The sequence below is a fragment of the Klebsiella sp. NPDC088457 genome (assembly GCF_044900465.1).
In the GTDB taxonomy this organism is placed as follows: domain Bacteria; phylum Pseudomonadota; class Gammaproteobacteria; order Enterobacterales; family Enterobacteriaceae; genus Klebsiella.
The window spans coordinates 69,465-82,707 of the sequence record NZ_JBJDNH010000016.1; the positions used below are offsets into that span (position 1 = coordinate 69,465).

7 protein-coding genes are annotated in these 13,243 nt (G+C 60.2%); all 7 read left to right on the top strand.

Translation table 11 applies throughout. The annotated features are described in order from the left end of the window. Window positions 1-79: 79 nt before the first annotated feature. A complete protein-coding gene (locus ACI2JR_RS12350; protein ID WP_462478664.1) occupies window positions 80-5,032 on the top strand; it encodes an alpha-2-macroglobulin family protein in 4,953 nt (1,650 codons plus the stop codon). Beyond that, entirely contained in the window at window positions 5,033-7,357 is a 2,325-nt protein-coding gene (pbpC, locus tag ACI2JR_RS12355) for a peptidoglycan glycosyltransferase PbpC (protein WP_462478665.1), read from the top strand. It begins immediately after the preceding gene. A 162-nt stretch (window positions 7,358-7,519) separates the two neighbouring features. Then, window positions 7,520-7,951, top strand: coding sequence for a nucleoside-diphosphate kinase (ndk, locus tag ACI2JR_RS12360; RefSeq protein ID WP_132726063.1), 432 nt, complete (start codon window positions 7,520-7,522; stop codon window positions 7,949-7,951). A gap of 332 nt (window positions 7,952-8,283) precedes the next feature. After that, on the top strand, window positions 8,284-9,450 hold the full coding sequence (locus ACI2JR_RS12365) for a bifunctional tRNA (adenosine(37)-C2)-methyltransferase TrmG/ribosomal RNA large subunit methyltransferase RlmN (protein ID WP_462478666.1): 1,167 nt from the start codon (window positions 8,284-8,286) through the stop codon (window positions 9,448-9,450). A 272-nt stretch (window positions 9,451-9,722) separates the two neighbouring features. Continuing rightward, entirely contained in the window at window positions 9,723-10,700 is a 978-nt protein-coding gene (gene rodZ / locus ACI2JR_RS12370) for a cytoskeleton protein RodZ (protein WP_132726057.1), read from the top strand. Window positions 10,701-10,726: 26 nt separating this feature from the next. After that, a complete protein-coding gene (ispG, locus tag ACI2JR_RS12375; protein WP_132726054.1) occupies window positions 10,727-11,848 on the top strand; it encodes a flavodoxin-dependent (E)-4-hydroxy-3-methylbut-2-enyl-diphosphate synthase in 1,122 nt (373 codons plus the stop codon). 91 nt (window positions 11,849-11,939) lie between these two features. After that, window positions 11,940-13,214: a histidine--tRNA ligase gene (gene hisS, locus ACI2JR_RS12380; protein WP_132726052.1), complete on the top strand. Its 1,275-nt coding sequence runs from the start codon at window positions 11,940-11,942 to the stop codon at window positions 13,212-13,214. Window positions 13,215-13,243: the final 29 nt, after the last annotated feature.

The following is a 13,243-nucleotide window of genomic DNA, read 5'->3' on the forward strand; positions in this document are numbered from 1 at the left end:
GGCTATTGGTAATTCCGTCGTTGGCGCATAATACTGTGTTCACCGTTTGTATCCGGTCTTTCGGCCGAGGGGTTAAAGGATGAAACCATTTCGATTCGCGGCGTTGTCTCTGGCGCTACTGACTGCACTATCGCTGACCGCCTGTGATGACAGCGGTAAACCACAGGCCGTCGCACCGGCCGCCTCTTCCTCTGCTTCTGCGGACAAAGGCGGGGCAAAGCCCGATAGCGCCCGGCTGGCGGCGCTGGCGGAAAAAAGCAAAGGCAAGGCGCTGACGCTGCTTGACGCTTCGGAAGTGCAACTGGACGGGGCGGCCACGCTGGTCCTCACCTTCTCGGTTCCGCTTCAGCCGGATCAGGATTTCTCCCGCAGCGTGCATCTTGTCGATAAAAAAAGCGGCAAGGTTGACGGCGCATGGGAACTGGCGCCGAATCTGAAAGAGCTGCGCTTGCGCCATCTTGAGCCGAAACGCGAGCTGATTGTCTCCGTTGACCCGACGCTGAGCGCGCTGAACGCCGCCACCTTCGACACCCATTTTGAAAAAACCATCGCTACCCGCGACATTGCCCCGAGTATTGGCTTCGCCAGCCGCGGTTCGCTGTTGCCGGGCAACGTGGTCGCCGGCCTGCCGGTGATGGCGTTGAACGTCGATAATATCGATGTGAACTTTTTCCGTATTAAACCGGAATCGCTCCCGGCCTTCGTCAGCCAGTGGGAATACCGCAATTCATTGAGTAACTGGGAGTCCGATGAGCTGCTGAAAATGGCCGATCTGGTTTACACCGGGCGTTTCGACCTCAATCCGGCGCGCAATACGCGGGAAAAACTGCTGCTGCCACTGGCGGATATTAAACCGCTACAGCAGCCGGGCGTGTATATCGCGGTGATGAATCAGGCCGGGCGCTATAGCTACAGCAACGCCGCAACCCTGTTTACGCTGAGCGATATCGGCGTGTCGGCGCACCGCTATCATCACCGGCTGGATGTCTTTACCCAGAGCCTTGAGAACGGCGCGGCGCAATCTGATATTGAGATACAGCTGCTGAATGCGAAGGGGCAGACTCTGGCGCAGGCGCAAAGCGATGGCCAGGGGCATGCCACCCTGCAGACCGATAAAGACGCGGCGCTGCTGCTGGCGCGCAAAGCGGGGCAAACTACCCTGCTGGATCTCAAACTGCCCGCGCTGGACCTCGCCGAGTTTTCGATTGCCGGTGCCCCGGGGTTCAGCAAACAGTTCTTTATGTTTGGTCCGCGCGATCTCTACCGCCCGGGCGAAACGGTGATTCTCAACGCGCTGCTCCGTGATGGCGACGGTAAGCCGCTGGCCGAGCAGCCGGTGAAGCTTGAGGTGGTTCAGCCGGACGGCCAGACGATCCGCTCGCAGGTCATCAAGCCGGTCAACGGTCTGTATCAGTTTACCTTTGCGCTGGATAGCGGCGCGGCAACCGGCATGTGGCATATCCGCGCCAGTACCGGCGACAATCAGCCGCGCGAGTGGGATTTCCACGTCGAAGATTTTATGCCTGAACGGATGGCCTTAAATCTGACGCCGCAAAACGCCCCCGTTGCCCCTGACGCCGATGTCCGCTTCGCTGTCGCCGGCGCCTACCTCTACGGCGCGCCGGCCAGCGGCAATCAGCTGCAGGGAAAACTGTTCCTGCGCCCGCTGCGCGACGCGGTCGCGGCGCTGCCGGGCTTCCAGTTCGGCGATATTGCCGAAGAAAACCTCTCCCGCAGTCTGGATGAAGTCCAGATGACGCTGGATGAAAAAGGGCAGGGGGAAGTGACCACCGCCAGCCAGTGGCAGGATAGCCATTCGCCATTGCAGGTGATTTTACAGGCCAGCCTGCTGGAATCCGGCGGCCGGCCGGTGACCCGTACGGTGCAGCAGGCGATCTGGCCTGCCGCCGCGCTGCCGGGCATTCGTCCGCAGTTTGCTCTCAAAGAGGTGTACGACTACCGCACCGACAGCACGGTGAAGCAGCCGGTGGTGGATGAAAACAGCAGCGCCGCGTTTGAGATTGTCTATGCCGACGCCAAAGGCGACAAACAGGCGGTCTCCGGGCTACAGGTCCGCCTGATCCGTGAACGTCGCGATTACTACTGGAACTGGTCGGATAGCGAAGGCTGGCAGTCGCAGTTCGATCAAAAAGATCTCCAGGAAGGGGAGGCGTCGCTGGATCTGCAGGCGGGGCAAACGGCGAAGGTGAGTTTCCCGGTGGAATGGGGGTCCTACCGGCTGGAGGTGAAAGGTCCGGATGATATCGTCAGCAGCGTGCGCTTCTGGGCAGGCTACAGCTGGCAGGATAACAGCGATGGGGCAGGCGCCGCGCGCCCGGATCGGGTCACCATGAAGCTGGATAAGCCGGCCTATAAACCGGGCGATACCATCAGTCTGCATATTGCCGCCCCCGCGGCGGGTAAAGGCTACGCGCTGGTGGAATCCAGCGATGGGCCGCTGTGGTGGCAGGAAATTGATGTCCCGGCGAGCGGGATGGATCTGTCGATTCCGGTCGATAAAGCCTGGAACCGCCACGATCTCTACCTCAGCACGCTGGTGATTCGCCCCGGCGATAAATCCCGTTCCGCGACGCCGAAACGGGCGGTGGGTCTGCTGCATCTGCCGCTGGGCGATGACAACCGCCGTCTGAGCCTCGCCCTGGATGCGCCTGACAAAATGCGTCCGAACCAGCCGCTGACGGTAAAAGTCAAAGCCAGCGTGCCGCAGGGCGAGGTGCCGAAACAGGTGAATGTCCTGCTCTCCGCCGTGGATAGCGGGGTATTGAATATTACCGATTATGCCACCCCGGATCCGTGGCAAGCCTTCTTCGGCCAGAAGCGCTACGGGGCGGATATCTATGATATCTACGGTCAGGTGATTGAGGGACAGGGGCGTCTCGCCAGCCTGCGCTTTGGCGGTGACGGCGATGAACTCAAACGCGGCGGTAAGCCGCCGGTAAACCACGTCACGATTATTGCGCAACAGGCGCAGCCGGTGGTGCTGGATGATAAGGGCGAAGGGTCGGTCACGCTGCCGATCGGCGATTTTAACGGCGAGCTGCGGGTGATGGCTCAGGCGTGGACCGCCGACGACTTTGGCAGTAGCGACGAGAAAGTGGTGGTGGCGGCGCCGGTGATTGCCGAGCTGAACACGCCGCGTTTCCTCGCCAGCGGCGATGCGACCCGGCTGGCGCTGGATCTCAGCAACCTGACGGATCGGCCGCAAACGCTGAACGTGGCGCTGACCGCCGGCGGTTTGCTGCGGCTCGACGGCGAGGCTATTCCGCCGGTTCAGCTGGCCCCCGGCGCTCGTCGTACCCTGTTTGTCCCGGTGAGCGCGAGTGAGGGATTCGGCGATGGTCAGGTTAACGCCACCATCAGCGGTCTGGCTCTGCCGGGGGAAACGTTCACCCCGCTGCAGAAACAGTGGAAAATCGGCGTTCGCCCGGCCTTCCCGGCGCAAACCGTGAATAGCGGGGCGGTGCTGCAGCCGGGAGAAAGCTGGCAGGCACCGGCCGGGCAAACGCAGGGCTTCTCTCCGGCGACGCTGCAGGGACAGCTGGTGCTCAGCGGCAAGCCGCCGTTGAACCTGGCCCGCTATATCCGCGATCTCAAGGCCTACCCTTACGGCTGTCTGGAGCAGACCGCCAGCGGGTTGTTCCCGTCGCTCTATACCAACGCCGCCCAGCTAAAAACGTTGGGGATTGCCGGCGACAGTGATGAAAAACGACGGGCGGCGGTGGATATCGGCATCTCCCGTCTGCTGCAGATGCAGCGTGATGACGGCGGTTTTGCCCTCTGGGACAAAGAAGGGCCGGAAGAGTACTGGCTGACCGCCTACACCATGGATTTCCTCGTCCGGGCGGGCGAGCAGGGCTATAGCGTACCAACCCGGGCGCTGAACAACGGCAACCAGCGTCTGCTCCGCTATCTGCAGGAGCCGGGTTTGATGACCGTGCGCTATAGCGATGATGCGCAGGCCAGCCGTTTTGCCGCTCAGGCCTATGCTGCTCTGGTACTGGCGCGGCAGCAAAAAGCGCCGCTGGGGGCCCTGCGCGAAGTCTGGAGCCGCCATGATCAGGCGCGCTCCGGCCTGCCGCTGTTGCAGCTGGGCATCGCTCTGAAAGCGATGGGCGATGCGCCGCGCGGCGATGAGGCGCTGCAGCTGGCGATGACGACGCCGCGTCAGGATCAGAACCGCTGGCTGGGCGATTATGGCAGCGCGTTGCGCGATGATGCCCTGAAGCTGGCGCTGCTGGAGGAGAACAAGCTGCTGCCGGACGCACAGAACGTCTTACTGAGCAATCTGGCGGAAGAGGCCTACGGCCAGCGCTGGCTCTCCACCCAGGAGACCAATGCGCTGTTCCTGGCCGGGCGGACGCTGCAAGATTTACCCGGCAACTGGCAGGCGCAAACTTCGCTCCAGGCGCAGCCGCTGTCTGCGGACAAAGCGCAGACCCGCAATCTCAGCGCCGATCGGCTGGCGACGCTGCAGGTCAGCAACAGCGGCGATCGGCCGCTCTGGCTACGTCTTGATAGCAGCGGCTATCCGCTGACCGCTCCGCCGTCTGCGGGGAACGTGCTGGGTATCGAACGGCAGATCTTTGATACCCGCGGCCAGCAGAAATCGCTGACCTCGCTGCGTAGCGGCGAGCTGGTGCTGGTGAAACTGGAAATCACCGCCAGCCGCAATGTACCGGATGCGTTGGTGGTGGATCTGCTGCCGGCGGGGCTGGAGCTGGAAAACCAGAACCTGGCGAACAGCAGCGCCAGCCTGCAGGAGAACGGCGAGGGGGGACAGAATCTGCTGAACCAGATGCAGCAGGCGGATATTCAGCATATTGAGTTCCGCGACGATCGTTTTGTTGCCGCCGTCGCGATTAATGAAGGGCAGCCGGTGACCCTGGTTTATCTGGCGCGGGCGGTCACGCCCGGGCGCTACCAGGTACCGCAGCCGCAGGTGGAATCGATGTATGTTCCGCAGTGGCGGGCCACCGGTGCGGCCAGCGGTCCGCTGATTGTTACTCCGTAAATGCGGCCGTTGAGCAATGTAAAACGCCGCTGGCGCTGGCTGGCGGCGTTCGTTCTTCTGCTATGGCTGGCGGTGCTGGCGGCCGATCGTCTGTGGCCCTTACCGCTGCATGAAGTGGCGCCGGCCCGGGTGGTGGTGGCTGAGGACGGTACGCCGCTATGGCGCTTTGCCGATGAGCAGGGCGTCTGGCGTTATCCGGTTACCCTCGGGGATGTCTCTCCGCGCTATTTGCAGGCCCTGATCCAGTATGAGGATCGCTGGTTCTGGGATCATCCGGGGGTCAACCCGTTTTCTATCGTGCGCGCCGCCTGGCAGGATGTTGCCTCCGGGCGAGTGATCTCCGGCGGCAGTACGCTGACTATGCAGGTCGCCCGGCTGCTCGATCCCCATCCTCGTACCTTCGGCGGCAAGCTGCGTCAGCTCTGGCGCGCGCTGCAACTGGAGTGGCATTTATCGAAAAGCGATATTCTGACCCTGTATCTTAACCGCGCCCCCTTTGGCGGGACGCTGCAGGGGATTGGCGCCGCCAGCTGGGCCTATCTCGGCAAAGCGCCCGCGCAGCTGAGCTATGGCGAAGCGGCGCTGCTGGCGGTGTTGCCGCAGGCGCCGAGTCGTTTACGTCCGGACCGCTGGCCGCAGCGTGCCCAGGCCGCACGGGATAAGGTGCTGCAGCGGATGCGTACGCAAGGGGTGTGGCCTGGCAAGGCGGTAGATGAAGCCATTGAAGAGCCGGTATGGCTGTTCCCGCGGCAGATGCCGCAGCTGGCCCCGCTGTTTTCCCGCCGCGTGCTGGCGCGTAGCGACAAAGAGAAAGTCGTGACCACTCTGGATGCCGGACTCCAGCGACAGCTGGAGGACCTGGCGCTCAACTGGAAAGCACGGCTACCGTCGCGCAGTTCGCTGGCGATGGTGGTGGTCGATCATACCAATATGAAAGTGCGAGGCTGGGTTGGGTCGGCGGATATCGCCGACGACAGTCGCTTTGGCCATATCGATATGGTGTCGGCGATTCGTTCGCCTGGCTCGGTGCTGAAGCCGTTCGTCTATGGCATGGCGCTGGATGAAGGGCTGATTCACCCGGCCTCGTTATTGCAGGACGTTCCGCGTCGTTTCAGCGATTACCGGCCCGGTAACTTTGATAGCGGCTTTCATGGGCCGGTCAGCGCCAGCGAAGCCCTGGTTCGCTCTCTGAATCTTCCGGCGGTACAGGTGCTGGAAGCCTACGGGCCGAAACGCTTTGCCGCAACGCTGCGCAACGCCGGGCTGCCGCTGATGCTGCCGGCGGGTGCGGAGCCGAATCTATCGCTGATCCTGGGCGGAGCGGGCGCGAAGCTGGAGGATATTGTCGCCGGGTATAGCGCCTTTGCGCGTCATGGCAAAGCCGCCCGGCTGCGGATGAAAGCGGACGACCCGCTGGTAGAGAGGCCGCTGTTGTCGCCTGGTGCGGCATGGATAGTCCGGCGGATCCTGGCTGGCGAAGCCCAGCCGGTGCCGGACGCTTCGCTGGTGCAGGTGGTTCCGCTGGCGTGGAAAACCGGCACCAGCTACGGCTATCGCGATGCCTGGGCGATTGGCGTTAACGCCCGCTATCTTATTGGTATCTGGACCGGGCGACCGGACGGGACGCCGGTGGTAGGGCAGTTTGGTTTTGCCAGCGCGGTCCCGCTGCTTAACCAGGTTAACAATATGCTGCTGGCCCGCCCGGCGATGGGGCACGGCGGATTGCCCACCGACCCGCGTCCGCAAACGGTCAGCGCGGCGACGATTTGCTGGCCGGGCGGGCAGAGCCTGGCGGCCGGTGACGTCAATTGTCGGCGTCGGCTGGCCACATGGCTGCTTGACGACGGCCAGCCGCCGACGCTGCTGCTGCCTGGTCAGGAAGGCGTACGCGGTATTCGTTTCCCGGTGTGGTTAAATGCGCAGGGGCTGCGGGTCGCGGCGGATTGCCCCGGCGCGATGGAGAAAGAGGTGGATGTCTGGCCGCTGCCGCTGGAACCCTGGCTGCCGCCGGGCGAGCGGCGAGCGGCGAGGCTGGGGGGCGTTTCGGCAGACTGTCCGCCGCCGCAGGCGACGGATGCCGTACCGCTGGTGCTCTCCGGCGTGCGCGACGGGACCGTGATTAAAAGCCTACCGGGTGAGGCCCGGGTGATGCTGTCGTTGCAGACTACCGGCGGGGAGGGGCGGCGCTGGTGGTTCCTCAATGGCGAACCCCTGGACGCCGCCGGCGCCAGCGCCACGGTTGCGCTGGCGCGGCCCGACGGTTATCAACTGGTGGTGATGGATGAGGGCGGGCAGGTAGCGGCGGCGAATTTTACTTTGCAATAAAAGCCGGACGAACAATCCCCCTGCTTTTTGTGTTGCCAAAACTCGTCTTATTTTAACAAAATGTTACCTTCATCCATAGGCAGCGCCGGCGTTGCTCATTATAATGCGCGCCAGGCCATACGATCGTATGCGCAACAACAGAACATTTTATTAGAGGTAATCATGGCTATTGAACGTACTTTTTCCATCATTAAACCAAACGCGGTGGCAAAAAACGTTATTGGCGGCATCTTTTCTCGCTTTGAAGCTGCAGGGTTCAAAATCGTCGGCACCAAAATGCTGCACCTGACCGTTGAGCAGGCTCGCGGTTTCTATGCTGAGCACGAAGGTCGCCCATTCTTTGACGGTCTGGTTGAGTTCATGACTTCCGGCCCGATCGTGGTTTCCGTTCTGGAAGGCGAAAATGCCGTGCAGCGTCACCGTGACCTGCTGGGCGCCACCAACCCGGACAACGCGCTGGCGGGTACTCTGCGCGCTGATTACGCAGACAGCTTCACCGAGAACGGCACCCACGGTTCCGACTCCGTTGAATCTGCTGCGCGCGAAATCGCCTATTTCTTCGCTGAAGGCGAAGTTTGCCCGCGCACCCGCTAATCTCCTGCGTCTTTCACGCCGCCGCGTTGTTGGCTTCATTCGCGCACCCCGGTCACAGAGTTATCTCTGCTCCCGGGGTGCGCGAACTCGCCGCCTCGCCGTGACGTGAAATACTTTGGAGACTTCGATCCTCGCCTTTTCGACAATCGAAAATCCATAGAGGCTCAAGTACGCAGTTACAGATTTTTTCATCATTGCCACGTGCAAACGTGGTATTGATACACCAGAATTTGTACAATGCAGCGCCCCTGGACGAGCACTCGTTCATAGGGGCGTTTCTTTTTTCAACCCTCCTGGGGCCATAACGTGTAACAACGAGGCCGGAATAGATTATGTCTGAACATATTGTCACACCTGATACCGCCGCTCTGACGGTGCCGAACAAAGATGCCAAAATCAACCTGCTGGACCTGAACCGTCAGCAGATGCGCGAGTTTTTCAAAAACATGGGCGAAAAGCCTTTCCGCGCCGATCAGGTGATGAAATGGATGTATCACTACTGCAGCGACAACTTTGATGATATGACCGATATCAACAAGGTGCTGCGCAATAAACTGAAGGACGTCGCCGAGATTCGCGCGCCGGAAGTCGTCGAGGAGCAACGCTCCAGCGACGGGACCATCAAATGGGCGATTGCCGTCGGCGATCAGCGCGTTGAAACGGTTTATATTCCGGAAGACGACCGTGCCACCCTGTGCGTCTCATCACAGGTCGGGTGCGCGCTGGAGTGTAAATTCTGCTCGACGGCGCAGCAGGGCTTTAACCGCAACCTGCGGGTGTCTGAAATTATCGGCCAGGTATGGCGCGCGGCGAAAATCGTCGGCGCGGCGAAAATTACCGGCCAACGTCCGATCACCAACGTGGTGATGATGGGGATGGGCGAACCGCTGCTGAACCTGACCAACGTGGTGCCGGCGATGGAAATCATGCTGGATGACTTTGGTTTTGGTCTCTCCAAACGTCGCGTGACGCTCTCGACCTCCGGGGTGGTTCCGGCGCTGGATAAGCTCGGCGATATGATCGATGTCGCGCTGGCAATTTCTCTGCACGCGCCGAACGACACGATTCGCGACGAAATCGTGCCGATTAACAAGAAGTATAATATCGAGACCTTCCTGAACTCGGTGCGCAGCTACATTTCGAAGTCCAACGCCAACCAGGGCCGCGTCACTATCGAGTACGTGATGCTCGATCATGTCAACGACGGTACCGAACATGCGCATGAGCTGGCTGCGCTGCTGAAAGATACGCCGTGCAAGATCAACCTGATCCCATGGAACCCGTTCCCGGGCGCGCCGTATGGCCGTAGCTCCAATAGCCGCATCGACCGTTTCTCCAAGGTCCTGATGGAATATGGCTTCACCACCATCGTGCGTAAAACGCGCGGCGACGACATCGATGCCGCCTGCGGGCAGCTGGCCGGTGACGTTATCGACCGCACCAAACGTACGCTGCGCAAGCGTATGCAGGGCGAAACGATCGACGTGAAAACGGTCTGATAAATGATGCAGCGCAAAGCATCCCGCCTGCGCTGCGCATTTAGGGTTAATCGCCAGGCGAAATACGCTGATTCGGTCAATAATTACGGTGCGTTTTTATCGACTTTGAGGCAGTATGTAGCGGCACTACAACCGCTTAGCATTCAATTTTGATAAGTGTCTGTGATAGTTGGTCATACGGACTTATACTCTTTGTCTGACGTTTAGCAGATGTTTCGCGGCGCGGGGTTAACCGGCGCTGAACTTTAAATTCACGTACCAGTAGTTGTCGAATGAACACTGAAGCCACTCAAGACCATCAAGAAGCAAATACGACGGGTGCGCGTCTGCGCAATGCCCGTGAACAACTCGGACTCAGCCAGCAAGCGGTGGCGGAGCGCTTATGCCTGAAAGTTTCCACGGTTCGTGATATTGAAGACGATAAGGCGCCAGCCGATCTGGCTTCCACCTTTCTGCGCGGCTATATCCGCTCCTATGCGCGCCTTGTGCACATCCCGGAAGAAGAACTGCTGCCGATGATGGCCAAACAGGCGCCGATTCGCGCGGCGAAAGTCGCGCCGATGCAAAGCTTCTCGCTGGGCAAGCGCCGTAAAAAGCGCGACGGCTGGCTGATGAGCTTTACCTGGCTGGTGCTGTTTGTGGTCATTGGCCTCAGCGGCGCCTGGTGGTGGCAAGACCACAAAGCGCAGCAGGAAGAGATTACGTCGATGGCTGACCAATCAACCGCGGAACTGAACGCGGGCGACAGCAGCCAGAATATTCCGCTGGATACCGGTGCGGATAGTGGGGCAGCGGACAGCACCGCCAGCGTCGCCAACAGCGCGCCGGTTGATACCTCCACTGCGCCGGCGGCCTCTACCCCGGCGCCGGTTGATAACAACGCCGTTGTGGCGCCGTCGCAGGCCAATGTTGATAGCGCACCGGCGGCCGCGACGCCGGCTTCTCCGCTGCCAACCGATCCGGCTAACGCCACCGCGACGGCGGCTGCGGCTCAGGATCTGGTGCTGAACTTCTCTGCCGATTGCTGGCTGGAAGTCAGCGACGCTACCGGGAAGAAGCTGTTCAGCGGTCTGCAGCGCAAGGGCGGGAATCTGAATCTCAGCGGTCAGGCGCCGTATAAACTGAAAATTGGTGCGCCGGCAGCGGTACAGATCCAGTATCTGGGTAAACCCGTCGATTTGAGTCGTTTTATCAGAACTAACCAGGTTGCGCGTCTGACCCTTAATGCCGAAACGTCACCGGCGCAGTAACAGACGGGTAACGCGGGAGATTTTTCATGCATAACCAGGCTCCGATTCAACGTAGAAAATCAAAACGAATTTACGTTGGGAATGTGCCGATTGGCGATGGTGCTCCCATCGCCGTACAGTCGATGACCAATACGCGTACCACGGATGTGGTCGCGACAGTAAATCAAATCAAAGCGTTAGAACGCGTTGGCGCGGATATCGTCCGCGTCTCCGTGCCGACGATGGATGCGGCGGAAGCGTTCAGACTCATCAAACAGCAGGTTAACGTCCCGCTGGTCGCCGATATTCATTTTGACTACCGTATCGCCCTTAAAGTGGCGGAGTACGGCGTGGACTGTCTGCGTATCAACCCGGGCAACATCGGTAACGAAGAACGTATCCGCATGGTGGTTGACTGCGCTCGCGATAAAAACATTCCTATCCGTATCGGCGTCAACGCCGGTTCACTGGAAAAAGATCTGCAGGAAAAATACGGCGAACCGACGCCGCAGGCGCTGCTGGAATCAGCCATGCGTCATGTCGATCATCTCGATCGCCTCAACTTCGATCGGTTTAAGGTCAGCGTGAAGGCATCGGATGTGTTCCTGGCCGTCGAGTCCTATCGGCTGCTGGCGAAACAGATCGATCAACCGCTGCATCTCGGGATCACCGAGGCCGGCGGCGCGCGTAGCGGTTCGGTGAAATCGGCGATTGGCCTCGGCCTGCTGCTGTCCGAAGGGATCGGTGACACCCTGCGCGTGTCGCTGGCGGCGGATCCGGTCGAAGAGATCAAGGTCGGCTTCGATATTCTGAAATCGCTGCGCATCCGCGCTCGCGGCATCAACTTCATCGCTTGCCCAACCTGCTCGCGTCAGGAGTTCGACGTTATCGGCACCGTCAACGCGCTGGAACAGCGTCTGGAAGACATCATTACTCCGATGGATATTTCGATCATCGGCTGCGTGGTGAACGGCCCGGGCGAAGCGCTGGTTTCCACACTCGGCGTGACCGGCGGCAATAAAAAGAGCGGCCTGTACGAAGATGGCGTGCGCAAAGACCGACTGGACAACGACGATATGATCGATCAGCTGGAAGCGCGTATCCGGGCGAAAGCCTCGATGCTTGACGAAACGCGGCGCATCGATGTTCAGCAGGTTGAAGAGAAATAATCGGGGGCGGTGGCTAACTTCCCGTGTATGATTGAACCTGCGGGCGCACGGCGCCGGGGTTCATTTTTGTATATATATAAAGAGAATAAACGTGGCAAAGAACATTCAAGCCATCCGTGGCATGAACGATTATCTGCCGGGCGAGACCGCTCTCTGGCAGCGCATTGAAGGCTCACTGAAGCAGGTGCTCGGTAGCTACGGTTACAGCGAAATACGTTTGCCGATTGTAGAGCAGACCCCGTTATTCAAACGCGCGATCGGCGAAGTGACCGACGTGGTTGAAAAAGAGATGTACACCTTCGAAGACCGCAATGGCGACAGCCTGACGCTGCGTCCGGAAGGGACGGCGGGCTGCGTACGTGCCGGCATCGAACATGGTCTGCTGTACAATCAAGAACAGCGTCTGTGGTACGTTGGGCCGATGTTCCGCCACGAGCGTCCGCAAAAAGGCCGCTATCGCCAGTTCCATCAGATGGGCGTGGAGGTCTTTGGCCTGCAGGGCCCGGATATCGACGCCGAGCTGATTATGCTGACCGCTCGCTGGTGGCGTGAACTGGGGATCGCCGACCACGTAGCGCTGGAGCTGAACTCCATCGGTTCGCTGGAGGCGCGCGCTACCTATCGCGATGCGTTGGTCGCCTATCTTGAGCAGTTTAAAGAGCAGCTTGACGAAGACTGCAAGCGCCGGATGTATACCAACCCGCTGCGCGTACTGGATTCCAAAAATCCGCAGGTACAGGCGCTGCTCAACGATGCGCCTGCGCTGGGCGATTATCTGGATGAAGATTCCAAAGCCCATTTCGCCGGGCTCTGCGCGCTGCTGGATGACGCAGGCATTCGCTATACCGTGAACCAGCGCCTGGTGCGCGGGCTGGATTACTATAACCGTACCGTGTTTGAGTGGGTCACCACCAGCCTCGGTTCGCAGGGTACCGTCTGCGCCGGCGGTCGTTATGACGGCCTGGTGGAGCAACTGGGCGGGCGCGCCACGCCGGCTGTCGGTTTCGCAATGGGCCTCGAACGTCTTGTTTTACTGGTTCAGGCAGTCAATCCGGAATTTAAAGCCGATCCTGTTGTCGATATATACCTGGTAGCCTCCGGAACCGATACCCAGTCTGCGGCAATGCGTCTGGCTGAACGGGTTCGCGATGCGCTGCCCGGCGCTAAGCTGATGACTAACCACGGCGGCGGCAACTTTAAGAAACAGTTTGCCCGTGCGGATAAATGGGGCGCTCGTGTCGCTCTGGTGGTCGGTGAGTCAGAAATTGCTGACGGAAACGTGGTAGTGAAGGATTTACGCTCAGGCGAGCAAACTACCGTAACGCAGGATAGCGTAGCTGCGCATTTGCGTGCACTTCTGGGTTAATCTCCCGGGAAACATTAGTCAGGAGAAGG